This window comes from Streptomyces sp. AHA2, from assembly GCF_036857595.1.
Taxonomy (GTDB): Bacteria; Actinomycetota; Actinomycetes; order Streptomycetales; family Streptomycetaceae; genus Streptomyces.
In genome coordinates this window covers 62914-85536 of the sequence record NZ_JAUQWJ010000007.1, presented here as the reverse complement: position 1 = coordinate 85536, position 22623 = coordinate 62914, and the positions used below count along the sequence as shown (strand labels likewise).

The following is a 22623-nucleotide window of genomic DNA, read 5'->3' as shown; positions in this document are numbered from 1 at the left end:
CGTGAGCTCGAAACCCGTCGTACTCATCGCTGAAGAGCTGTCGCCCGCCACCGTCGACGCCCTGGGCCCCGACTTCGAGATCCGGCACTGCAACGGCGCGGACCGCGCCGAACTGCTCCCCGCCATCGCCGAGGTCGACGCGATCCTGATCCGCTCGGCCACCAAGGTCGACGCCGAGGCGATCGCCGCCGCGAACAAGCTCAAGGTCGTCGCACGAGCCGGCGTCGGCCTGGACAACGTGGACGTCTCCGCCGCCACCAAGGCCGGCGTGATGGTCGTCAACGCCCCCACCTCGAACATCGTGACCGCCGCCGAGCTGGCCTGCGGTCTGCTGCTCGCCACCGCCCGCAACATCCCGCAGGCCAACGCCGCGCTGAAGAACGGCGAGTGGAAGCGCAGCAAGTACACCGGCGTGGAGCTGGCGGAGAAGACCCTCGGTGTCGTCGGCCTCGGCCGCATCGGCGCGCTCGTCGCCCAGCGCATGTCCGCGTTCGGCATGAAGGTCGTCGCCTACGACCCCTACGTGCAGCCCGCCCGCGCCGCCCAGATGGGCGTGAAGGTGCTGTCGCTGGACGAGCTGCTGGAGGTCTCCGACTTCATCACCGTCCACCTCCCCAAGACCCCCGAGACCCTCGGGCTGATCGGCGACGAGGCGCTGCGCAAGGTCAAGCCGAGCGTGCGCATCGTCAACGCCGCGCGCGGCGGCATCGTCGACGAGGAGGCGCTGTACTCGGCGCTGAAGGAGGGCCGGGTCGCCGGCGCCGGTCTCGACGTGTACGCGAAGGAGCCCTGCACGGACTCCCCGCTGTTCGAGTTCGACCAGGTCGTGGCCACGCCGCACCTGGGTGCCTCCACCGACGAGGCGCAGGAGAAGGCCGGTATCGCCGTGGCCCGCTCGGTGCGCCTGGCCCTGGCCGGCGAGCTGGTGCCGGACGCGGTGAACGTGCAGGGCGGTGTCATCGCCGAGGACGTCAAGCCGGGCCTGCCGCTCGCCGAGCGCCTGGGCCGGATCTTCACCGCGCTCGCCGGTGAGGTCGCCGTCCGCCTCGACGTCGAGGTGTACGGCGAGATCACCCAGCACGACGTGAAGGTGCTGGAGCTGTCCGCCCTCAAGGGCGTCTTCGAGGACGTCGTCGACGAGACGGTCTCGTACGTCAACGCCCCGCTGTTCGCCCAGGAGCGCGGTGTCGAGGTGCGTCTGACGACCAGCTCCGAGGCGAGCGACCACCGCAACGTCGTCACGGTGCGCGGCACCCTCGCCGACGGCGAGGAGGTGTCGGTCTCCGGCACGCTGGCCGGTCCCAAGCACCTGCAGAAGATCGTCGCCGTCGGGGAGTACGACGTCGACCTGGCGCTCGCCGACCACATGCTGGTGCTGCGGTACGAGGACCGGCCGGGCGTCGTGGGCACGGTGGGCCGCATCCTCGGTGAGGCCGGTCTCAACATCGCCGGGATGCAGGTGTCCCGTGCGGTGGCCGGCGGCGAGGCGCTGGCGGTGCTGACCGTGGACGACACGGTGACCTCCGGGGTGCTGGCCGAGGTGGCGGCGGAGATCGGCGCGACGTCGGCCCGCTCCGTGAACCTGGCCTGACCCTCCCGGCGAACCCGGGGGCCGCGGCCCCCGGGCCCCTCCTCAGACGCCGGACGGGCTGAGCTGATCGGCCTGTCCGGCGTCCTGCCGTACCCGGATCCGGCGCAGGACCGGCGCCGCCGCCCCGGCCAGAAGGACGGCTGCGGTGACCGCCGCCGCGTGCATGCCGCTGGTGAACGCCTCGCGTGCCGCCGCCGGGACGTCCCCCGCGCGCCCCGTCAGCCGTTCGGGCACGGCCAGGGCAGCCCCAGGGTCTCGCGCGCGGCCGAGGGCGCCGAGTCCGGCATCCGGTGACGGTGGACGGCCGCACCGGTCGAGTCGAGGAACGCCATGCTCAGCGCCCCGCCGAACTCCGCACCCGTCTCCAGCGGGGACGACGCCGCGGCGCGCCGGAGGCGTACCGCCTGGCGGCCGGACTGCGCCAGGTGATCGAGGCCGCCGGGGCGGAGTGACGCCCCGGCTCACAGGCGGTGGGCCTTCAGAGCCATGTGCAGGAGCAGGCGGTCCTCGCCGTCGTCCAGGTCGAGACCGGTGAGCTTCTCGATCCGGGAGAGGCGGTAGTACAGGGTCTGGCGGTGGACGCCCAGCTCCGCGGCGGCCCGGGCGGCCTGGCCGGCGCAGTCGAGGTAGACCTCGGCCGTCCGGGCGAGGTCGCGGTGGACGGGTGCGAGCAGGGTCCGCGCGACGGGGTCGTGGACGACCTCGGGGGGCAGGGCGGTCAGCAGCCGGTACGGCCCGATCGACGCCCACTCGGCGACCGGCCCCAGCCGCGGCTCGGCCAGTGCCGCCCGGGCCGCCGCGGACGCCTCCGACCAGGAGCCGCCCAGCTCGGCGAGACCGGCACGCGGCGTGGCGATGCCGGCGGCGTGCCCGCTCGCCCCGCCCGGGGCGGCTGTGCCCGGGCCGGCCGGGGCGGGACCCTGCGCGTGCCGCGCGGCGCCCGGCACCGATCCGGCGGAGCCGCCCCCGGCGCGGGCCCGCTCCAGCAGCCGGGCCGCGGCGGTGGCCGCCGGGGTCAGCACCTCGGGGGAGCGCAGCCGGATCAGCACGGCCAGGCACTGGGACGCGACCCCCCACGGCAGGGTGCACAGGGCGGTGGCTCCCGGGACGGCCCGCCCGGAGGGAGCGTCGTCCGGGTCGGCCGACGGCCAGGGGGCGACGCACACCATCGTGTGCAGGCCCTCGGCACGTGAGCCGAGGGCGGTGCGCAGCTCGGCCACGGCCATGTCCTGCTGCCAGCCGCGCTCGGCGGTGAGGACCGCCCTCAGCTCGCGGCTGAGGTCGGCGCCGTGCTGGGCCTCGTCCGCGAGCAGGGCGCCGATGCGGGCCGTGACCCCCATCGCGGCGGACAGTTGCACCTCGCTGGGCCCGGGGTCGTCGTCCAGCAGCCACACATAGCCGTGCACCACACCCCGGTGGCGGACCGGGAGGCAGATCCGGCCGCGGTAGACGCCCGCCTCCGGGGTCGGCGGGATGCGGACCGGCTGCGTCGCCCGGGTGATGCCGAAACCCTCGAACCAGGCCCGGACCGCGGGCGTCGAGCGGCGGGTGAGGATCGAGCGGGTGCGCACCGGGTCCAGGGCCGAGGGGTCGAGGTCGCCCTCGCTGTCGTAGGCGCCGAAGGCGATCAGCTCGAAGTCGCGGTTCTCCAGCGTCGCGGGCGCCCCGAGCAGCTCCGAGATCTCGTCGACCAGCTCCTGGTAGTCACTCCTGTGTTCCGGTGCCACCCGGGCATTGTCCCTCACCACCGGGGACCCTTCATACAACTGTCTGAGATCTGCGGCACGGATGCGTGACAGCTGTCGATGGCCGACGATCGGAGGGATCCTTAGGTTTCACGGTGGTTCTCCGTGCCGTACCCGACGCGTCGCCCGCGGGGGGTCCGGCCGTCACGTTGCTTGTGCTCCTGGAGGTGCCCCGTGCTGGGTCCCGTGATTCTCGCCGCGTCTCGCAGCGACCGGATGCGACGCCTGATCTCGGCGGCCCCGGTGACCAAGCAGGTCGTCGACCGCTTCATCCCCGGCGAGGACGTCGACGACATCGTCCCGGTGATCCGCGAGCTGTCCGAGCGGGGCCTGGAGCTGACGATGGACGTCGTCGGCGAGGACATCACCAGCCCGGAGCAGGCCGCCGCCGCCCGGGACGCCTACCTGGAGCTGATCGACCGCCTCAAGCCGCTGGAACTCGGCACCCGCGCCGAGATGTCCGTCAAGCTGTCGATGTTCGGGCAGGCCCTGGAGGACGGCCACGAGCTGGCGCTGAAGAACGTCCGCCCGGTCGTCGAGGCCGCCGCCGAGATCGGCACCACGGTCACCCTGGACGCCGAGGACCACACCACCCTCGACTCGATGTTCGCCATCCACGAGGAACTGCGGAAGGACTTCCCGCAGACGGGCTGCGTCATCCAGGCCTACCTGTTCCGCACCGAGGACGACGCCCGCCGCCTCGCCGCGGACGGCAGCCGGGTCCGCCTGGTCAAGGGCGCCTACAAGGAGCCCGCCTCGGTCGCGTACCAGGACAAGCACGAGATCGACCGGGCGTACGTGCGGATCCTGCGGACGCTGATGGAGGGCGAGGGGTACCCGATGATCGGGTCGCACGACCCGCGTCTGATCGCGATCGCCCAGGAGCTGGCGTACCGGGCCGGGCGCAAGCCCGGCGACTACGAGTTCCAGATGCTCTACGGCATCCGCGCCGAGGAGCACGTCCGGCTGGCCGCCGAGGGCCACCGCATGCGCGTCTACACCGCGTACGGCACCGACTGGTACGGCTACTTCATGAGGCGCCTCGCGGAGAAGCCGGCCAACCTGCGCTTCTTCGCCCGTTCGATGCTCACCAAGGGCTGACAGCTCGACCAGGGCTGAGACCGCCACACCGCTCAGTAAGGAGTTACGGAAACCATGGACGCTGTGACCCAGGTCCCCACCCCCGTCAACGAGCCGGTGCACGGCTATGCCCCCGGCTCGCCCGAGCGGGCCCGCCTGGAGGCCAAGCTGAAGGAGCTGGCCGACAACCCGGTCGACCTGCCCTGCACCATCGGCGGCGAGAAGCGGATGGGCGGCGGCGAGGCCTTCCAGGTCGTCCAGCCGCACAACCACAGGGCCGTGCTCGGCACGTACCGCAACGCCACGCAGGCGGACGCCCAGGACGCCATCGACGCGGCCCTGGCCGCCGCGCCGGCCTGGCGCGCGATGTCCTTCGACGACCGCGCGGCGATCATCCTGCGCGCCGCCGAGCTGCTGGCCGGTCCCTGGCGCGAGACGCTCGCCGCCTCCACCATGCTCGGCCAGTCCAAGACCGCCCAGCAGGCCGAGATCGACACGCCCTGCGAGCTGGTCGACTTCTGGCGCTTCAACGTCTCCTACGCCCGCACGCTGCTCGCCGAGCAGCCCCCGGCCAACGCCCCGGGCGTGTGGAACCGTCTGGACCACCGTCCGCTGGAGGGCTTCGTCTACGCGATCACGCCCTTCAACTTCACCGCCATCGCGGGCAACCTGCCGACCGCCCCGGCCCTGATGGGCAACGTCGTGGTCTGGAAGCCGTCCCCGACGCAGACCCACGCCGCCGTGCTGCTGATGCAGCTGCTGGAGGAGGCCGGTCTGCCCAAGGGCGTCATCAACCTCGTCACCGGCGACGGCATCGAGGTCTCCAAGGTCGCCCTGGAGCACCCGGAGCTGGCCGGCATCCACTTCACCGGCTCGACCAAGACCTTCCAGTACCTGTGGAAGACGGTCGGCGCCAACATCGAGAAGTACCGCGGCTACCCGCGCCTCGTCGGCGAGACCGGCGGCAAGGACTTCCTCGTCGCCCACCCGTCGGCCGACCGGGCGATCCTGAAGACCGCGCTGACCCGCGGTGCCTTCGAGTACCAGGGCCAGAAGTGCAGCGCCACCTCCCGGGCCTACATCCCCGCCTCGATCTGGAACTCCGGCTTCAAGGAGGAGTTCGCCGCCGAGGTCGACGGCATCAAGATGGGTGACGTCACCGACCTGTCGAACTTCATCGGCGCCGTCATCGACGAGCGTGCCTTCGCCAAGAACAAGGCCGCCATCGACCGGGCCAGGGAGGACGCCTCCTGCACGATCGTCGCGGGCGGCAGCTACGACGACTCCGAGGGCTACTTCGTCCGCCCGACCGTCATCGAGTGCACCGACCCCGACAACGAGGTCTTCCGCACCGAGTACTTCGGGCCGATCCTCGCCGTGCACGTCTACGAGGACGACAAGTACGACGAGATGCTCACCCAGATGGAGGCCGTCTCCGACTACGCCCTGACCGGCTCGGTCATCGCGAACGACCGCGCGGCCGCCGCCTACACGGCGAACAAGCTGCGCTACGCGGCCGGCAACTTCTACATCAACGACAAGTCCACCGGCGCCGTCGTCGGCCAGCAGCCCTTCGGCGGCGGCCGCGCCTCCGGCACCAACGACAAGGCCGGCGCCCCGCAGAACCTGATGCGCTGGACCCTGACCCGCGCCATCAAGGAGACGCTGGTCCCGCCGACCGACTACACCTACCCGCACATGGGCTGACATCCAGCCGCACCGACGGGCCGGGTCGCCGGAAACGACCTGGCCCGTCGGCATGTCCGCGGGGAAGACTGGTCCGATGACCCCCCGCGTGCGCACCGCCCACACCGCCGACCTCGCCCCGGCCGACCTCGACGCCGTACGGGCCCTCCTCCACGCCGCGTTCGACGGCGACTTCGGCGACGACGACTGGGACCACGGACTCGGCGGGATGCACGTCCTCGTACACGACGGCGCGGGCCTCGCCGCGCACGGGGCGGTCGTGATGCGCCGCGTGCGCCACCGCGGCCGGTGGCTGCGCACCGGCTACGTCGAGAACGTCGCCGTCCGCGCCGACGCCCGCCGCAGAGGTCTGGGCGGGCGGGTCATGGCGGAACTGGAGCGCATCGCCGAGCGCGCCTACGACCTCGCGGCCCTGTCCGCCAGCGAGGAGGGTGCCGCGCTCTACACGGCCCGCGGCTGGCGGGTGTGGCGGGGCGAGGTGCACGCCCTCAGCCCGCTGCACGGCGACGTCCGGCTGCCCGAGGAGGAGGGGAGCACCTTCGTGCGGGCCGCCTCGGCCGACCTCCTGGACCCCGCCCACGCCCTGCTCTTCGACTGGCGGGACGGAGACGTCCTGTAGGCGTCCGGCCAGGTCCCAGGGGTGTGACGCAACTCGCCGTCTCAGATAGTAGGAAGTCCGAGTAATTGTGGAGACAGACGCACCGGCCTCCCTTAGCTTTGTAGGAGCCGAACGTCTCGCTCGACCAAGCGAACGGCGGTCGTGAGCCGGGCCCCGTGCAGGCAATCCCTGCGGCCGTGCTCCCCGCCCCTTTCCGGCGTCTCGTATCTCTTTTCCCCGCACTCCGTGCTGTTCCTCGAAGGAGTCGATGCCCCATGGCCGAGACGACCGCCCGCCGCCGAGTCCGCCACCTCTCCCGTACGAGCGAGTCCGACCGCAAGAACGCCGCCGCCGCGCTCCAGCGCGCCCTCGACCGCAGGGACAACGGCGGATCCACCGGCCACTGAGCCGCCGCAGGACCGGGAGCCGCCCGTCGGGGCGCGGTGCGGGGCCTCACGCCCCGCGCCGCACCTCGAAGTGGTCGATGCGCCGGCCGTCTGACGCCAGCGCCTCCACCTTCAGCCGGGGCGCGGTGCCGCTCACCGCCTCCACCGACAGGAACGAGTAGCCGCGGTAGCGCACCCGCGACCACCGCACCGACTCCGCCTCGGTGTCCCGGGACTTCGTCCAGCGGAACGTGGCGACCTGCTCGTCCTTCGCGGGCCGGCCCTCGTAACTCTCCTGCACGCCGCCCGGGAAGCCGTACAGCTCCTTGCCGCCGCCGCCCGCGGTGACGTAGACGATCCCGTCCCGGCGCGGGTCCGTCGTCCCGCCGACCGGCACCGGCCGGCCCACGTCGCCGTTCTTCACGGCGTCGGTCCGCTCGTAGACGTGGTTGTGCCCGTTGATCACCAGATCCACCTCGTGCCGCGCGAACAGCGGCAGCCACGCCGCGCGCACCCCGCCGTCGGAGGCGTGCGTCGACGTGGAGTACGCGCAGTGGTGGAAGAAGACGACGACGAAGTCGACCGAGGCGTCGGCGCGCAGTTGGCCCAGCTTCCGGTCCAGCCAGCGCGTCTGCCGCCCCTCGCTGTAGCCGAGGTTGGCGGGGATCTCGTAGGAGACGTCGTTGGCGTCCAGCGCCACCACCCCCACGTTGCCGTAGGCGAAGGCGTACACGCCCGGCGCCGTCCGCGCGTCGAAGCCGCTGTCCGGCAGACTGAAGCGGGCGAGCTGGCCGCCGTAGCCGTCGGGGGAGTACCAGGCCTCCATGTCGTGGTTGCCGGTCGTCACCATCCACGGCACCGACCTGGCGACCGGCTCGGTCTGCCGCAGGAACCGGTCCCACTGGCTCGCGTCGAAGACGTCCGACTCCTTGCCCTTGCCCGTCGGGTCGGCGTAGCAGATGTCTCCCGCGTGCAGGTGGAACGCCGGGTCCCGGCGCAGCAGCGTCCGGTTGTTCAGGGCGGCCTCCGGGCCGACTCCCTGGTCGCCGAAGGCGGTGAACACGAACCGCCCGGGCGGGCTCGCGGGGGCCGTGCGGAAGGAGGCGACGGTCGAGCGGTGGCGCGGCGACGCCGGGTCGAAACCGTCGTGGCCGACGCCGTAGTAGTACGTGGTGCCCGGCCGCAGACCGTCCAGGGCCGCGTGCGGGTAGTACTGCTCCACCGGCGCCCGGACGCCCTGCAGCCCCGGGGTGTGCAGGTCGCGCAGCTCCGCCTCGACCCTGCTGCCGAGGTCGTCGGGACGCAGTCCGACGCGGACGTACGGCCTCTTCACGGCGAACGGCACCTGCCAGGAGATCCGCATCTGCGTCTTCGGGTCGGAGCCGAAGGCCAGGTGGCGGCCGAAAGGGGTGACGAGGGCGCCGGGCGCCCTCGACGTGACGGCCGACGGAGCCCGGGTCGCGGTCGCGCCGCCCTGCCCGGGGCGCCCGTCGGAGCAGCCGGTCAGCAGCCCGCCCGCGAGCGCGCCCGCCGTGACCAGCGTGCGCCGCCGAGACAGCCGGATGCGCAGGTACTCGTGCTGCTCCGCCATGCTCATCCGGCGCGTGAGCTCGGGCGGGATGCCGAAGTGGGGGATCTCCATGTCGGGCAATTTCCCAGCACGGGCCGACGGCCGCACCACACACGGGTGAACGGAGTCCGACGGACCAGTGCCGTCCCCCGGCCGGACGCACGGCCCGGACATGCCGACGTGTCCGCATGCCGGACATCGCATGTCATCCCATGGGACGAGGAGTAGGGTGCCGGCATGTCTCGCAGCATCGATCTCGCAGTGATCCCCGGTGACGGCATCGGCCAGGAAGTGGTGGCCGAAGGCCTGAAGGTCCTCTCCGCCGTCCTTCCGCAGGATGTGAAGCTGGAGACCAGGGAGTACGACTTCGGCGCCCGGCGCTACCACGCCACCGGTGAGACCCTCACCGACGCCGACCTCGACGCCCTCAAGCAGCACGACGCCATCCTGCTCGGTGCGATCGGCGACCCGTCCGTGCCGTCGGGCGTCCTGGAGCGCGGCTTCCTGCTCAAGCTGCGCTTCGCCTTCGACCACCACGTGAACCTGCGCCCGTCGAGGCTCCTGCCGGGTGTCGCCACCCCGCTCGCCGGCGAGCCGCAGATCGACTTCGTCGTGGTCCGGGAGGGCACCGAGGGCCCGTACACCGGCAACGGCGGCACCATCCGCAAGGGCACCCCGCACGAGGTCGCCACCGAGGTGTCCGTGAACACGGCCTTCGGCGTGGAGCGCGTCGTGCGTGACGCCTTCGCCCGCGCCCAGGCCCGCCCGCGCAAGAAGCTGGCGCTCATCCACAAGAACAACGTGCTGACCTTCGCCGGCCACCTGTGGACGAACGTCTTCAACACGGTGGCCGCGGAGTACCCCGACGTCACCACCGAGTACATGCACGTGGACGCGGCGACGATCTACCTCGTCACGCAGCCCGAGCGCTTCGACGTGATCGTCACCGACAACCTCTTCGGCGACATCGTCACCGACCTCGCCGCGGCCGTCTCCGGCGGCATCGGCGTCGCCGCGAGCGGCAACATCAACCCCTCCGGCGAGTTCCCGTCGATGTTCGAGCCCGTGCACGGCTCGGCGCCGGACATCGCCGGGCAGGGCAAGGCCGACCCGACCGCCACCGTGCTGTCCGTCGCGCTGCTGCTGCGCCACCTCGGCCACGAGGCCGAGGCGGACCGCATCGACGCGGCGGTCGCCGCCGACCTCGCCGAGCGCACCGGCAAGCCCGCCCGCTCCACCTCGGAGATCGGCGACGCGCTCGCCGTACGAGTAGCCGGCTGACCCGCCGCTGCTTCTCCGCAAGCCGCCGGGTCGCATCCGCACCCGGCGGCTTCCGCATGCCCCCCGCCGGGTGTCACCATCGACCACCGGGTCGGATTCACCCCGTTCCTTCCGCCTCCGCCTCCGGGCGATAATCGAACGTGAGGCCGCGGAATGAGGGAATGCTCGGACGTCCTAGCACTGGTCCTCACCAGAGCGGTACCGAGCGCGGCCCGTCACTACAACCGGTGAAGGACATCAACCCATGACGACGCCCACGATCGAGCTCAAGCCCTCCGCCAACCCGCTCTCCGCAAGCGAGCGCGAGGCGATCCTGGCCAACCCCGGGTTCGGCCGGCACTTCACCGACCACATGGTGACGATCAAGTGGACGGAGGGCCGCGGCTGGCACGACGGCCAGCTCGTGCCGTACGCCCCCATCTCGCTCGACCCGGCCACCACGGTCCTGCACTACGCGCAGGAGATCTTCGAGGGGCTCAAGGCCTACCGCCGCCCCGACGGCTCGGTCGCGACGTTCCGGCCGGAGAAGAACGCCGAGCGCTTCCAGCGGTCCGCGCGGCGGCTGGCGATGCCGGAGCTGCCGGTGGAGACGTTCATCGAGGCGTGCGACGCCCTGGTCGCGCAGGACAACGCGTGGGTCCCGGCGCACGGCGGCGAGGAGTCCCTCTACCTGCGCCCGTTCATGATCGCGACCGAGGTCGGGCTGGGCGTGAAGCCGGCCAACGAGTACCTGTTCCTGGTGATCGCCTCGCCGGCCGGTGCGTACTTCCCGGGTGGCGTGAAGCCGGTGTCCATCTGGGTCTCCGAGGACCGGGTGCGCGCCGTGCCGGGCGGCATGGGCGACGCCAAGACGGGCGGCAACTACGCGGCGTCCCTGCTCGCGCAGGCCGAGGCCGCGGCCAAGGGCTGCGACCAGGTCTGCTACCTCGACGCGGTGGAGCACACCTGGGTCGAGGAGCTCGGGGGCATGAACCTGTACTTCGTGTACGGCAACAAGATCGTCACGCCGTCCCTGACCGGGTCGATCCTGGAGGGCGTCACCCGCGACTCCCTGCTCACCGTCGCCCGTGACCTCGGCTACGAGGCCGAGGAGGGCCGGATCTCGGCCGACCAGTGGCAGCGGGACGCGGAGAACGGCTCGCTGACCGAGGTGTTCGCCTGCGGTACGGCCGCCGTCATCACGCCGGTCGGCACGGTCAAGCGGGCCGGGGCCGAGTGGAAGCAGAGCGGGGGCGAGCCGGGCGAGGTCACGCTGCGGCTGCGCCAGGCGCTGCTCGACATCCAGCGGGGCACGGCCGAGGACAAGCACGGCTGGATGCACCAGTTGGGCTGAGCCCTTCCCGGCCCCCGGCCATCACCCGCCCGCACCCGAAGCCGTCGGGCAAGGGGCCGGCCTCACCTCGTCGCAGGCCGGCCCCGGGGGTGGACGGGCGGGGATGCGACCGGGCAGCGAACGGGCGGGCGCGCGTCCCGATCCCGCCTTCGTCCCCGGGTCGGCCTTCGTCCCCGGGTCGGCCTTCACCCCGGGTCGGCCTTCACCCCGGGTCGGCCTTCGACCCGGGTCGGCCTTCGACCCGGGTCGGCTGGGCTCGGGACCGGTCTCTGCGTCCCGCCGGGTGAGCGGTGCCCGGCCCCTGTCCCCGGGGGTGGCCCGGTGCGCCACGGCCGGTCGTCGGCGCCCGGCCACGCCACCCCCCGGGGCCGGTGGGTCAATGGGCGGGGTTCGACGCGGCCTCCGGGTCCGTCTGCTGTGCCGCCGGCGCCTGCGCCCGGGGTTCCGTTCGGGCCGCTGCCGGGGCCGACAGCGCGTAGGCCGCCCCGCCCACCAGGCCCGACAGCAGGAAGCTGCAGTCCACCCCGCCGGTCAGGGCCAGCAGCGGCCCCTGGTACGACGGCAGGGACACCGCCAGGACGCCCACCGTCGCCCCGGCCGCCCAGGAGGCCGTCGCCGGCACGTTCCAGCCCGCGCGGTACCAGTAGACGCCGCCCCGGGAGCGGCGGTTGAACACCTGCAGGGCGTCCGCGTCGTAGACCCCGCCGCAGCGGGCGGAGCCGATCAGGGTGATGACCGCCCACGGCGTGCCGATCGCCGTCAGCAGCAGCACGAAGGACGTCATCGCGTCCTGCGCGGTCGAGTGGTAGTGCCCGGCGAAGACGGCGGCGGTGGCCACGACGGCGACCGTGTACGTGGCCCGGGCCCGCGAGGCGCGCGGCAGGATCGCGTCCAGGTCCAGGCCCATCGAGTACAGCATCAGCCCCGCGTTGCCGACGGAGCCCGCCGAGGCCGCGAGCAGCAGCGGGACCAGGTACCAGCCGGGCGCGGCGTCGACCAGCGGGCCCGCGTAGTCGAGGGCGGCCCGGGCCGCGTAGGCCGTGAACGTGCCGAACAGCTGCGGCACCAGCAGGCCCAGCATCAGCCCCAGCCAGGTCGCGCGCAGCACCCGGCGCGCGGAGTGGCGGGACGGGGAGATGTAACGGGTGTAGTCGCCGAGGAGGGTGATGAAGGCGACCGGCCCGGACAGCCCGGCCGCCACGGCCGCCAGCAGCCAGGTCGGCCAGAACCCGCCCAGCAGATAGCCCCCCGCCTCCGGCAGCGCGGCGGTCGTGAAGTGCGGGGCGTAGGCGATCACGCCGAGCGCCAGCAGCGCCGTCATGCCGAAGGCGAGGACCCGGGACATCGCGAGCAGCACCCGGTAGCCGTAGACCGCGCCCGCGACCGTCGCCGCGGCGAGCAGGCCGTAGACGATGGCGTAGGACGTGCCGCCCTGCGGCAGTCCGGCGAGCCGGCCCAGCACGCTCACCATCACGTCCCCGCCGATCCAGACGGTCAGCGCCGTGTAGCCGAGGGCCAGCAGCAGGCCGACCACCGAGCCGACCAGCCGCCCGCGCACCCCGAACTGGGCGCCGGAGGAGGTCGACAGGTTGGTGCCCGTGCGCAGCGAGACCAGGGCGAGCGGGGCCGTGAACGCCACCCCGACGACGGTGCCCGCGACCACCGCGCCGACGGACGACCACCAGTCCAGGCCGAAGGACGGCGGCAGCCAGCCGAAGACGATCACTCCGAGACAGAGGTTGGAGCCGAGGAGGATCGAGACGAGGTCCCGCGGCCCGCTGGTGCGTTCCTCCTCGGGGATGGTGTCGACTCCGCGCTGTTCGATCGGCATGGGCTGGTCTCCTTCGACGCCACCGGGTTTTAGAGCGACGCTCAATGTGGTGCAGCGGACACCATTACGTCAACGGTCGGGTTGCGGGAATCCCGGGTTTAGAGTGATGCTCTAAATCCTGGATGGCAAGGAGGTGCCGAGGCGTGAGACTGACTCCCACGGAACGTGACCGGCTGCTGCTCTTCTCCGCCGCCGAGCTGGCCCGGGCCCGCAGGGCGCGCGGGCTGCGGCTGAACGTGCCGGAGGCCACCGCGCTCATCGCGGACACCGTGTGCGAGGCGGCCCGCGACGGCGCCCGGCTCGCCGAGGCCGTCGAGCGGGCCCGGGCGGTGCTCGGCCCCGCCGACGTGCTGCCCGGTGTCGCCGACGTCGTCACCGAGGTGCACGTCGAGGCGGTGTTCGACGACGGCTCACGGCTCGCCGTGGTCTCCGACCCCCTCGGTCCCGGCTCCGGCCCCGACGCCCCGGGCGCGCTGCTGCCCGGCCCGGGCCACCCCGAGCCCGAACCGGCCGACCGGCTCACGGTCACCAACACGGCGCCCGTGCCCGTCTCGGTCACCTCGCACTTCCACTTCTTCGAGGCCAACCCCCGCCTCGACTTCCCCCGCGCCCGGGCCTACGGCATGCGCCTGGCCGTGCCCGCCGGGTCCTCCGTGAGGTTCGGGCCGGGGGAGAGCGTCGAGGTCGCTTTGGTGCCGATCGGCGGCGCCCGCATCGCCGTCGGGTTCGCCGGCCTGGTTGACGGACCGCTGGACGCCCCGGGCGCCCGCGAGGAGGCGCTGCGCCGCGCCGCCGCCTGCGGTTACCTCGGCGCGACGGACACGGACGGACAGGAGGACGGCCGATGAGCCGCCCGGGAGGACACCCCGCCGAGGCCCGCCGCCTCACCCCGCACGAGTACGCCGCCACCCACGGTCCCCGCGCCGGCGACCGCATCCGCCTCGGGGACTCGGGTCTCACCGTCCGCGTCGAGTCCGACTCCCAGCGCCCGGGGGACGAGTTCCTCGCCGGGTTCGGCAAGACCGCCCGCGACGGACTCCACCTGAAGGCCGCCGCCGTCCGCGAGACCTGCGACGTCGTCGTCAGCAACGTCGTGGTGATCGACGCCGTCCAGGGCGTGCGCAAGGTCTCCATCGGCATCCGCGAGGGGCGGATCTGCTCGATCGGGCGGGCCGGGAACCCCGACACCCTGGACGGGGTCGACGTCGTCGTCGGCACGGGCACCTCGATCGTCTCCGGCGAGGGACTCGTCGCGACCGCCGGTGCCGTCGACACCCATGTCCACCTGCTGTCGCCGCGGATCATGGAGGCCTCGCTCGCCTCCGGCGTGACCACGATCATCGGGCAGGAGTTCGGGCCCGTGTGGGGCGTCGGGGTCAACTCGCCCTGGGCGCTGCGCCACGCCTTCGGCGCCTTCGACGCCTGGCCCGTCAACATCGGCTTCCTGGGCCGCGGTTCGTCGTCCTCGCCCGCGCCCCTGGTCGAGGCCCTCGCCGAGGGCGGCGCGTCCGGCTTCAAGGTGCACGAGGACATGGGCGCCCACACCCGCGCCCTGGACACCGCCCTGCGCGTCGCCGAGGAGCACGACGTCCAGGTCGCCCTGCACAGCGACGGCCTGAACGAGTGTCTCTCGGTCGAGGACACGCTGCGCGTACTGGAGGGCCGCACCATCCACGCCTTCCACATCGAGGGCTGCGGCGGCGGGCACGTCCCCAACGTCCTGAAGATGGCGGGCGTGCCGAACGTCATCGGCTCCTCCACCAACCCGACCCTGCCCTTCGGCCGGGACGCCGTAGCCGAGCACTACGGCATGATCGTGTCCGTCCACGACCTCAAGACCGACCTGCCGGGCGACGCCGCCATGGCCCGCGACCGCATCCGGGGCGGGACCATGGGCGCCGAGGACGTGCTGCACGACCTGGGCGCCATCGGCATCACCTCCTCGGACGCGCAGGGCATGGGCCGCGCCGGCGAGACCGTCCGCCGCACCTTCGCCATGGCCGGGAAGATGAAGGCCGAGCTGGGCGACCCCGGCGTCGGGCACGACAACGAGCGCGTCCTGCGCTACATCGCGAAGCTGACCATCAACCCGGCCGTCGCGCACGGCCTCTCGCACGAGGTCGGGTCCCTCGAGACCGGCAAGCTCGCCGACATCGTGCTGTGGCGCCCGGAGTACTTCGGCGCCAAGCCGCAGCTCGTGCTGAAGGCCGGCTTCCCGGCGTACGGGGTCACCGGCGACCCCAACGCGGCGACCGACACCTGTGAACCCCTCGTGCTGGGGCCGCAGTTCGGTGCGCACGGGGCCACACCGGCCGACATCTCCGTGGCGTTCGTGGCGCAGGCCGCCCTCGACCAGGGGCACGACACCCTGCCCACGCGCCGCCGCCGGGTCGCCGTGCGCGGCACCCGGGGCATCGGCCCGGCCGATCTGCTCCTCAACTGCCGTACCGGGACCGTCGACGTGGACGGGCGCACCGGGCTCGTCACCCTCGACGGCGAGCCGCTGCGCTCCGAACCGGCCGACTCCGTCTCCCTGAACCGTCTCTACTTCCTCTGAGGATCAACGATGTCCGCAGCCGCCGACGGCTTCCGCATGCCCGCCGAATGGGCTCCGCACGAGCGCACCTGGATGGCCTGGCCCGGCCCCAACGCCACCTTCGACTCCCCCGACGACCTGGCCGCCGCCCGGATCGCCTGGGCATCGGTCGCCCGGGCGGTCCGCCGCTTCGAGCCGGTGACCGTCGTGTGCGGCCCCGGCCAGTCGGAGCACGCACGGACCCTGCTGGGCGACGGGATCGACACGGTCGAGCGGGACCTCGACGACGCCTGGATGCGCGACATCGGCCCGACCTTCCTGACCGACGGCACGGGCCGGCTGGCCGCCGTCGACTGGACCTTCAACGGCTGGGGCGCCCAGGAGTGGGCGAGCTGGGAGCACGACGCGAGGATCGCCGCCCAGGTCGCCGATCTGGCCGGGGCGCGGACGTACTCCTCGGAACTGGTCAACGAGGGCGGCGGGATCCACGTCGACGGCGAGGGCACGGTCCTGCTCACCGAGACGGTCCAGCTCGGGCCCGAGCGCAACCCCGGCTGGAGCCGCGAGCGGGTGGAGGCCGAGATCCACGCCCACCTGGGCACCCGCAAGGCGATCTGGCTGCCGCGCGGCCTCACCGGCGACTACCCTTCCACCGGCTCTCGGCTTCGTGCGAGCGGGGGGTACCCCCACCGCGGCTTCGGCACCCTGGGCCACGTCGACATCGTCGCCGCCTTCGCCCGCCCCGGTGTCGTCGTGGCGCACTCCCAGCCCGATCCCGCGCACCCCGACCACGAGGTCACCCGGGAGGTCATCGGCCTGCTGAAGGCGCAGACGGACGCCCGGGGCCGCCGCCTGGAGGTCGTCGAGGTCCCCGCGCCGACCGTCCTGGAGGCCGACGGCCACTGGGCCGACTACTCCTACATCAACCACTACCTGTGCAACGGCGGCGTCGTGCTGTGCGGTTTCGACGACCCGCGCGACGAGATCGCCGCCGGCATCTTCCGCCGCCTGTTCCCCGAGCGGACCGTGACGCTCGTGGACGCCCGTACGATCTTCGCGGGCGGTGGCGGCATCCACTGCATCACCCAGCAGCAACCGACGATCCGGGTCCGCCGTTCGGATCAGCCGCAGACGCGGGGCTGACGAGAACCGCCGATATTCTGCGACCCGATCCGAACGACAGGCCCTAGGAGCGCACATGGCCGGTGGGCGAAAGCAGGCCCCGCCCCGCGAGGACGTGCTCGCCGCCGCCATGGAGATGATCGCCGAGCGGGGCCTGGAGAAACTGACCATGGCCGCGCTCGGCCGCGAGGTCGGCATGAGCAGCGGTCACCTGCTCTACTACTTCGGCTCCAAGGACGAACTGCTGCTGCGCACCCTGGAGTGGAGCGAGGGCCGGCTCGGCGCCGAGCGCGCCCGGCTGCTGACCCGGGCGGCCCCCGCCCGGGAGCGCCTGCGCGCCTACGTCGACCTGTACGTCCCCGACGGCCACCGCGACCCGCACTGGACGCTGTGGCTGGAGGTGTGGACCCGGTCGCAGAACGCCGACGCGGACGCCCGCGACCGGCAGGCCGCCATCGAGGGCGCCTGGCACCGCGACCTGGTCGCCCTGCTCGCCGAGGGCATCTCGCGCGGGGAGTTCCGCCGCGTCGACCCCGACCGCTTCGCGGCCCGTCTGCGCGCGCTGCTGGACGGGCTGTCCATCCACGTCGCGATCGGCCTGCGCGGCACCGGCCGGGATCAGGTTTTGCGGCACGTGGCCGAGTTCCTCGCCGACGGCCTCCTCGCGGACGGCCCGCCCGCGGACGGCTGAACGGCGCCGGGACCCGCTCCGGCGCACGGGGAAGCACCCGCAGGTGGTGTGTCCGCCACCCGGCGTTGATCGACCGCATCCTGAGACGGCGGTGAGCGGGGCACGGCGACTGTGCCAGACTGCCCGCGTGCTCTCGTTCGCCATGATTATTGGCAGCAGGCGCGCCGGTCCGCAGTGACCGCACGTACGACCAGGTACGGGCGGACACCGTCGTCCTCGACCCGCGCGCAGACCTCTCGCACCCGCGAGGGGTTTTTCGCATTTCTGGCCCACCCGCAGCCGGAAGGCGAGAGCGCGAGGGAATATGTGAGGGCGGTGGAGCCGGTCATTCCGGTACGACCGAGATCCCATCCCCAGGAGCTTTTCAGACCATGACCGAGACCAGCGAGCCCGACGACTCGTTCCACGTCTTCGACACGACCCTGCGCGACGGCGCCCAGCGGGAGGGCATCAACCTCACCGTCGCCGACAAGCTCGCCATCGCCCGGCACCTGGACGACTTCGGCGTGGGCTTCATCGAGGGCGGCTGGCCCGGCGCGAACCCCCGGGACACCGAGTTCTTCGCCCGGGCCCGGCAGGAGATCGACTTCCGGCATGCCCAGCTGGTCGCCTTCGGCTCCACCCGCCGCGCCGGCACCACCGCGGCCGAGGACCCCCAGGTCAGGGCCCTGCTGGAGTCCGGCGCCCCGGTGATCACCCTCGTCGCCAAGTCGCACGACCGTCACGTCGAACTCGCCCTGCGCACCACGCTCGACGAGAACCTCGCGATGGTGGGCGACACCGTGTCCTTCCTGACGGAGCAGGGCCGCCGGGTCTTCGTCGACTGCGAGCACTTCTTCGACGGCTACCGGGCCAACCCCGAGTACGCCAAGGCGGTGGTGCGCACCGCGTCCGAGGCCGGCGCCGACGTCGTCGTCCTGTGCGACACCAACGGCGGCTTCCTCCCGGCGCAGATCCAGGCGGTCGTCGGCACCGTCCTCGCCGACACCGGCGCCCGGCTGGGCATCCACGCCCAGGACGACACCGGCTGCGCGGTCGCCAACACCCTGGCCGCGGTCGACGCCGGCGCCACCCACGTGCAGTGCACCGCCAACGGCTACGGCGAACGCGTCGGCAACGCCAACCTCTTCCCGGTCGTGGCGGCCCTGGAGCTGAAGTACGGCAAGCGGGTCCTGCCCGAGGGGCACCTGCGGGAGATGACGCGGATCTCGCACGCCATCGCCGAGGTCGTCAACCTGACCCCCTCCACCCACCAGCCCTACGTCGGTCTGTCCGCCTTCGCCCACAAGGCCGGCCTGCACGCCTCCGCGATCAAGGTCGACCCGGACCTGTACCAGCACATCGACCCCGAGCGGGTCGGCAACACCATGCGGATGCTGGTCTCCGACATGGCCGGCCGCGCCTCCGTCGAGCTCAAGGGCAAGGAACTCGGCGTCGATCTCGGGGGCGACCGCGAACTGGTCGGCCGGGTGGTCGAGCGGGTCAAGGAGCGCGAACTCAAGGGCTACACCTACGAGGCCGCCGACGCGAGCTTCGAACTCCTGCTGCGTACCGAGGTGCAGGGCAAGCCGCTGCGCTACTTCCAGGTCGAGTCCTGGCGGGCCATCGTCGAGGACCGGCCCGACGGCTCCCACGCCAACGAGGCCACCGTCAAGCTGTGGGCCAAGGGGGAGCGCATCGTCGCCACGGCGGAGGGCAACGGCCCGGTCAACGCCCTGGACCGGGCCCTGCGCGTCGGCCTGGAGAGGATCTACCCGCAGCTGGCCAAGCTGGAGCTGGTCGACTACAAGGTCCGCATCCTGGAGGGCAAGCACGGCACCAACTCCACGACCCGCGTGCTGATCTCCACGTCGGACGGCTCGGGGGAGTGGTCCACGGTGGGCGTCGCCGACAACGTCATCGCGGCGAGCTGGCAGGCCCTGGAGGACGCGTACACCTACGGCCTGCTCCGGGCCGGGGTGATCCCGGCCGAGTAGCGCGGGCGGGGCGCTGTTCCGGGCCGCCGCCGACGCGGCCGGTCGCGGCCCGGCCACATCGCCGTGTCCCGGGAGTGGGGGCCCGGATCCTCCCCGCCCCGGCCGCGGCCGGGCGCGCGGTCCAGGCGGAGGCGGCCCGCGCCGTTCGGGCGCCGGGCGGTGGCCGGGGAGGGGGAGCGGGTCGGCTCCTCGACGCCGTCGGCCGGACAGCCGCCCCATGCCGACCCCTCCTCCTCGATGATCCGGTGGGTGTCCGTGCGCAGCCGTCGATCACGCCAGGCAGCGCCTCCTTCAGCTGCTGCTGCAGTACCGGCTGCGAGCGGACGTACCGGGTCCGGGAGGCCGAGCAGCCGACAATCCGGTCGAACAGGACGCAGCCCGCACCGGCCGCCAGGAACACGAACCCCGTTCGGGCTGCACGACGACTGCCGGTGCGGCCGCGTGCACCAGGGGCGTCGGCGCGCCGACGATGCCCGGCAGTGCGGCGAGCGCCCGCAGCTCGGCCGGGGCGGACCCGGTCAGGTCCGGGGCCCCGCGCCGCCCGAGCACGCCTTCGTCCCCGCCCTCCCGCCCCGGCCGACGGGCCGGGGCGGCCCGCGGCGGTACGTCCCAGGCACCGTGGGCGCAGTGGCCCGCCGAAAACCGGGCTCCGGACGATCTCCCTTTGTGTGCCGATTCGGGTAGCTTCGAACATATGAAGGCCCATCTGGTGCGTACCGTCATACGCCTGCTGATCGTGCCGGTCGCCGCCGTGCTGGCGGTGCTCGTGGCGGGTGCGCCGGGTGCGCACGCGGCCACCGACCTGTCGAAAGTCGCCGCCGAGCTGCGCGAGAACCCCGTCTACGTGGATCCGGCCGCCTCCGACCTGCTGTCCGCGTCGGACGCCGAGGCGCTCGCCGACAAGATCAAGGACGCCGACAAGCCGGTCTTCGTGGCGGTCCTCCCGGCCGGCTATCCCACGCAGGACCTGTTCCGGAACCTGCGCACCGAGACCGGCGTCACGGGCCTGTACGGCATCCGCCTCGGCGACCGGTTCGACGCCCGCGCCGACAGCGCGGTGATGAGCCGCCCGGCGGTGTCCAACCTCGTCTCGGCCGTGCGCGGCGCGGGCGACACCAAGGCCCAGCTGAACGACTTCGTCGACGACGCCCTGCGCAACATGCGCGGTACGGCCCCCAGCGGCTGGAGCGGTGACTCCGGCGGCGACGTGCCGACCGGCGGGCTGATCACGGTCGGTGCCCTGGTCGCGGCCGGCGGCGCGGGCGCCTACGCCCTGGTCCGGCGCAACCGCCGCCGCCACGAGGAGGAGCAGCGGGCCGCGCTGGAGAAGCTGCGAGTGGTCGTCGACGAGGACATCACCGCCTTCGGCGAGGAACTCGACCGCCTCGACTTCCACCCCGGGGAACAGGGCGCCGACGACGCCATGCGCGCCGACTACGAGCGGGCCCTGGATTGCTACGACCGGGCGAAGTCGTTGATGGCGGCCGCGGCGAAACCGGAAGACGTCCGGTCCGTGACCCAGGCCGTGGAGGACGGCCGGTTCTCCCTGGCCACCCTCGCCGCCCGCCGCGAGGGCAGGGCGCTCCCGGAGCGCCGCCCGCCGTGCTTCTTCGACCCGCGCCACGGCCCCTCGGTCGTGGACGCGAGCTGGACGCCGCAGGGCGGCACCACCCGCGAGGTGCCGGTGTGCGCGGCCGACCGGGTCCGGCTCGCGGAGGGCCGCGACCCGGCGGTGCGCGAGGTCGACACCGACTACGGCCGCCGCCCGTACTGGGAGGCGGGCCCGGCGTACGGCCCCTGGGCCGGCGGTTACTTCGGTGGCGGCCTGCTGCCCGGCCTCCTGGTCGGCACGGCCCTCGGCAGCATGATGGCCGGCCCCGCCTACGCGGCCGACTACGGCTCCGGCTACGGGGACTTCGGCGGCTACGAGGGCGGCGACGTCTCCGGCGCGGACTTCGACACCGGCGACTTCGGCGGCGGTTTCGGCGGCGGCGACTTCGGCGGCGGCGGCGACTTCGGCGGGGGCGGCGGCGACTTCGGGGGCGGTTTCTGACCCGAGCCGCAGCGCCGCCCTGCGCGTCCCACAGGCCGATGCCGCCGTGCGGGCACGGCGCCCAGCGGCCGGCGCGTTCGGGGAGCCGTACGGCGCCCGGCGGCGGGCGCACGCGGGGGGAACGGCACGACGCCTACCTGCGGGCGTGCTCCGGGGAGTCGGAGCGCCGGCGCCGTCCGTCCTCGCGGGTGCCCCGGGCCGCCGCCGCGCTCCTGTCCCGCCCGCCCTCGCCGCGTCCGACGATGACGACGGCCAGGAGGCAGACCGCCAGCCCGAGTGCGGTCCGCACGCCGAACGGCTCCCCGAACATCAACGCTCCCCACACGGCCGTGACCGGTGCCATGAGGAACATCAGCGTGTTCACCGCGGTGACGCCGGAGCGCTTCAGCAGGAGCCAGTACAGCCCGTACCCGCCGAAGGTGGACAGGACCACGAGCCAGACCACCGCCAGCCAGAACCCGCCCTCGGCGGGCGGTGCGGCGGCGCCGGCCCCGACGGCGAGCGCGGAGAACAGGACGGCACTGGTGGCGCAGTGGACGGTCAGCGACACCGGCGGCGCGACCCGCGGGCGGGACCGGCTGTCCAGGAACGTCGCCGCGACCAGCGAGAACATGCCGAGCAGCGGGACGGCGTAGGCCCACCAGGGCACACCGGCCCCCGCCGCCGCGTCGGCCAGGGTCACCACGGTGACGCCGCTCAGGCCCAGGACCAGGCCGACCCATTGCCGGCCCGACACGTACTGTCCCAGCAGCGGCCCCGCGAGCGCCCCCGCCACGAGGGGCTGGACCCCGTCGATCAGGGCCGTCGTACCGCTGGAGACGCCGAGCTGGATGGCGTGGTACACGCTCAGCAGGTAGCCGCTCTGCGACAGCAGGCCGACGACGGCCTGGCGGGTCAGGTCCCGGGCGGTCAGTCCCCGCCAGGCGCCGCGCGCGACGACGGCGACGGCCACCAGGACCACGGCCAGCGGCAGGAACCGCCACATCAGCACGGTGATCGCGGACGCGCTGCCCGCGCCGAGCTTGGCGCCGATGAAGCCGGAACTCCAGCACAGCACGAAGGCGAGCGACAGGAGGACGTTCACGGCGCCACCCCTCCGACTAGACAGATCGGTTTACCCGTT

General features: G+C 73.1%; 19 protein-coding genes. 14 read left to right on the top strand and 5 right to left on the bottom strand.

Annotated features, from left to right (window positions below; genetic code table 11):
* The first annotated feature begins 1 nt into the window (after position 1).
* Positions 2-1591 carry a phosphoglycerate dehydrogenase gene (gene serA / locus Q5694_RS16580; RefSeq protein WP_333933807.1) on the top strand — a complete coding sequence of 530 codons (1590 nt, stop codon included), beginning with the start codon at positions 2-4 and terminating at the stop codon, positions 1589-1591.
* A 42-nt stretch (positions 1592-1633) separates the two neighbouring features.
* Here serA and Q5694_RS34835 read toward each other — a convergent pair whose 3' ends face one another.
* Positions 1634-1825, bottom strand: coding sequence for a hypothetical protein (locus Q5694_RS34835; RefSeq protein ID WP_443040892.1), 192 nt, complete (start codon positions 1823-1825; stop codon positions 1634-1636).
* 62 nt (positions 1826-1887) lie between these two features.
* Between Q5694_RS34835 and Q5694_RS34830 the strand changes: the two genes are divergently transcribed.
* Entirely contained in the window at positions 1888-2043 is a 156-nt protein-coding gene (locus Q5694_RS34830) for a hypothetical protein (RefSeq protein WP_443040891.1), read from the top strand.
* Between the two features lie 9 nt (positions 2044-2052).
* Here Q5694_RS34830 and Q5694_RS16570 read toward each other — a convergent pair whose 3' ends face one another.
* Positions 2053-3318 (bottom strand): PucR family transcriptional regulator, encoded by a 1266-nt coding sequence (locus tag Q5694_RS16570; RefSeq protein ID WP_333933806.1) that lies wholly within the window; start codon positions 3316-3318, stop codon positions 2053-2055.
* Between the two features lie 192 nt (positions 3319-3510).
* Between Q5694_RS16570 and Q5694_RS16565 the strand changes: the two genes are divergently transcribed.
* The 4 genes from Q5694_RS16565 to Q5694_RS16550 all read left to right on the top strand — a co-directional run bounded on the left by Q5694_RS16565 (position 3511) and on the right by Q5694_RS16550 (position 7128).
* Entirely contained in the window at positions 3511-4437 is a 927-nt protein-coding gene (locus tag Q5694_RS16565) for a proline dehydrogenase family protein (protein ID WP_333933805.1), read from the top strand.
* Positions 4438-4491: 54 nt separating this feature from the next.
* Positions 4492-6123: an L-glutamate gamma-semialdehyde dehydrogenase gene (gene pruA, locus Q5694_RS16560; RefSeq protein ID WP_333933804.1), complete on the top strand. Its 1632-nt coding sequence runs from the start codon at positions 4492-4494 to the stop codon at positions 6121-6123.
* 76 nt (positions 6124-6199) lie between these two features.
* Positions 6200-6742: a GNAT family N-acetyltransferase gene (locus Q5694_RS16555; RefSeq protein ID WP_333933803.1), complete on the top strand. Its 543-nt coding sequence runs from the start codon at positions 6200-6202 to the stop codon at positions 6740-6742.
* 254 nt (positions 6743-6996) lie between these two features.
* Entirely contained in the window at positions 6997-7128 is a 132-nt protein-coding gene (locus Q5694_RS16550; RefSeq protein ID WP_115905715.1) for a hypothetical protein, read from the top strand.
* A gap of 46 nt (positions 7129-7174) precedes the next feature.
* Here Q5694_RS16550 and Q5694_RS16545 read toward each other — a convergent pair whose 3' ends face one another.
* Complete coding sequence (locus Q5694_RS16545) at positions 7175-8749, bottom strand: purple acid phosphatase family protein (protein WP_333933802.1); 1575 nt, start codon at positions 8747-8749, stop codon at positions 7175-7177.
* Between the two features lie 165 nt (positions 8750-8914).
* Here Q5694_RS16545 and Q5694_RS16540 point away from each other — a divergent pair, with 165 nt between their 5' ends.
* Together Q5694_RS16540 and Q5694_RS16535 are read left to right on the top strand one after the other, a co-directional pair.
* Complete coding sequence (locus tag Q5694_RS16540; protein WP_333933801.1) at positions 8915-9958, top strand: 3-isopropylmalate dehydrogenase; 1044 nt, start codon at positions 8915-8917, stop codon at positions 9956-9958.
* Positions 9959-10202: 244 nt separating this feature from the next.
* Positions 10203-11291: a branched-chain amino acid aminotransferase gene (locus Q5694_RS16535; protein WP_333933800.1), complete on the top strand. Its 1089-nt coding sequence runs from the start codon at positions 10203-10205 to the stop codon at positions 11289-11291.
* Positions 11292-11667: 376 nt separating this feature from the next.
* Here the strand turns inward: Q5694_RS16535 and Q5694_RS16530 are convergent, their stop codons facing one another.
* Positions 11668-13122 (bottom strand): cytosine permease, encoded by a 1455-nt coding sequence (locus Q5694_RS16530; protein ID WP_333933799.1) that lies wholly within the window; start codon positions 13120-13122, stop codon positions 11668-11670.
* 143 nt (positions 13123-13265) lie between these two features.
* Here Q5694_RS16530 and ureA point away from each other — a divergent pair, with 143 nt between their 5' ends.
* The 6 genes from ureA (at position 13266) to Q5694_RS16500 (ending at position 21500) form a co-directional block, all read left to right on the top strand.
* Entirely contained in the window at positions 13266-13970 is a 705-nt protein-coding gene (gene ureA, locus Q5694_RS16525) for an urease subunit gamma (protein ID WP_333933798.1), read from the top strand.
* Complete coding sequence (locus tag Q5694_RS16520; protein WP_333933797.1) at positions 13967-15679, top strand: urease subunit alpha; 1713 nt, start codon at positions 13967-13969, stop codon at positions 15677-15679. The genes ureA and Q5694_RS16520 overlap by 4 nt, the downstream gene beginning before the upstream one ends.
* Before the next feature lie 9 nt (positions 15680-15688).
* Complete coding sequence (locus Q5694_RS16515; RefSeq protein ID WP_333933796.1) at positions 15689-16801, top strand: agmatine deiminase family protein; 1113 nt, start codon at positions 15689-15691, stop codon at positions 16799-16801.
* A 55-nt stretch (positions 16802-16856) separates the two neighbouring features.
* Positions 16857-17471: a TetR/AcrR family transcriptional regulator gene (locus Q5694_RS16510; RefSeq protein WP_333933795.1), complete on the top strand. Its 615-nt coding sequence runs from the start codon at positions 16857-16859 to the stop codon at positions 17469-17471.
* A gap of 371 nt (positions 17472-17842) precedes the next feature.
* Positions 17843-19447 carry a citramalate synthase gene (cimA, locus tag Q5694_RS16505; protein WP_333933794.1) on the top strand — a complete coding sequence of 535 codons (1605 nt, stop codon included), beginning with the start codon at positions 17843-17845 and terminating at the stop codon, positions 19445-19447.
* A 694-nt stretch (positions 19448-20141) separates the two neighbouring features.
* Positions 20142-21500, top strand: coding sequence for a hypothetical protein (locus Q5694_RS16500; RefSeq protein ID WP_333933792.1), 1359 nt, complete (start codon positions 20142-20144; stop codon positions 21498-21500).
* A gap of 133 nt (positions 21501-21633) precedes the next feature.
* Here the strand turns inward: Q5694_RS16500 and Q5694_RS16495 are convergent, their stop codons facing one another.
* A complete protein-coding gene (locus tag Q5694_RS16495) occupies positions 21634-22584 on the bottom strand; it encodes a DMT family transporter (protein WP_333933791.1) in 951 nt (316 codons plus the stop codon).
* Between the last annotated feature and the right edge of the window lie 39 nt (positions 22585-22623).

What these genes read in the sequence shown, in the direction of transcription:
- pruA (WP_333933804.1), top strand. Translation starts at nt 4,492, where the DNA reads ATGGACGCTGTGACCCAGGTCCCCACCCCCGTCAACGAGCCGGTGCAC.
- Q5694_RS16555 (WP_333933803.1), top strand. Translation starts at nt 6,200, where the DNA reads ATGACCCCCCGCGTGCGCACCGCCCACACCGCCGACCTCGCCCCGGCC.
- Q5694_RS16550 (WP_115905715.1), top strand. Translation starts at nt 6,997, where the DNA reads ATGGCCGAGACGACCGCCCGCCGCCGAGTCCGCCACCTCTCCCGTACG.
- Q5694_RS16545 (WP_333933802.1), bottom strand. Translation starts at nt 8,749, where the DNA reads ATGGAGATCCCCCACTTCGGCATCCCGCCCGAGCTCACGCGCCGGATG.
- Q5694_RS16540 (WP_333933801.1), top strand. Translation starts at nt 8,915, where the DNA reads ATGTCTCGCAGCATCGATCTCGCAGTGATCCCCGGTGACGGCATCGGC.
- Q5694_RS16535 (WP_333933800.1), top strand. Translation starts at nt 10,203, where the DNA reads ATGACGACGCCCACGATCGAGCTCAAGCCCTCCGCCAACCCGCTCTCC.
- Q5694_RS16530 (WP_333933799.1), bottom strand. Translation starts at nt 13,122, where the DNA reads ATGCCGATCGAACAGCGCGGAGTCGACACCATCCCCGAGGAGGAACGC.
- Q5694_RS16520 (WP_333933797.1), top strand. Translation starts at nt 13,967, where the DNA reads ATGAGCCGCCCGGGAGGACACCCCGCCGAGGCCCGCCGCCTCACCCCG.
- Q5694_RS16515 (WP_333933796.1), top strand. Translation starts at nt 15,689, where the DNA reads ATGTCCGCAGCCGCCGACGGCTTCCGCATGCCCGCCGAATGGGCTCCG.
- Q5694_RS16510 (WP_333933795.1), top strand. Translation starts at nt 16,857, where the DNA reads ATGGCCGGTGGGCGAAAGCAGGCCCCGCCCCGCGAGGACGTGCTCGCC.
- cimA (WP_333933794.1), top strand. Translation starts at nt 17,843, where the DNA reads ATGACCGAGACCAGCGAGCCCGACGACTCGTTCCACGTCTTCGACACG.
- Q5694_RS16500 (WP_333933792.1), top strand. Translation starts at nt 20,142, where the DNA reads ATGAAGGCCCATCTGGTGCGTACCGTCATACGCCTGCTGATCGTGCCG.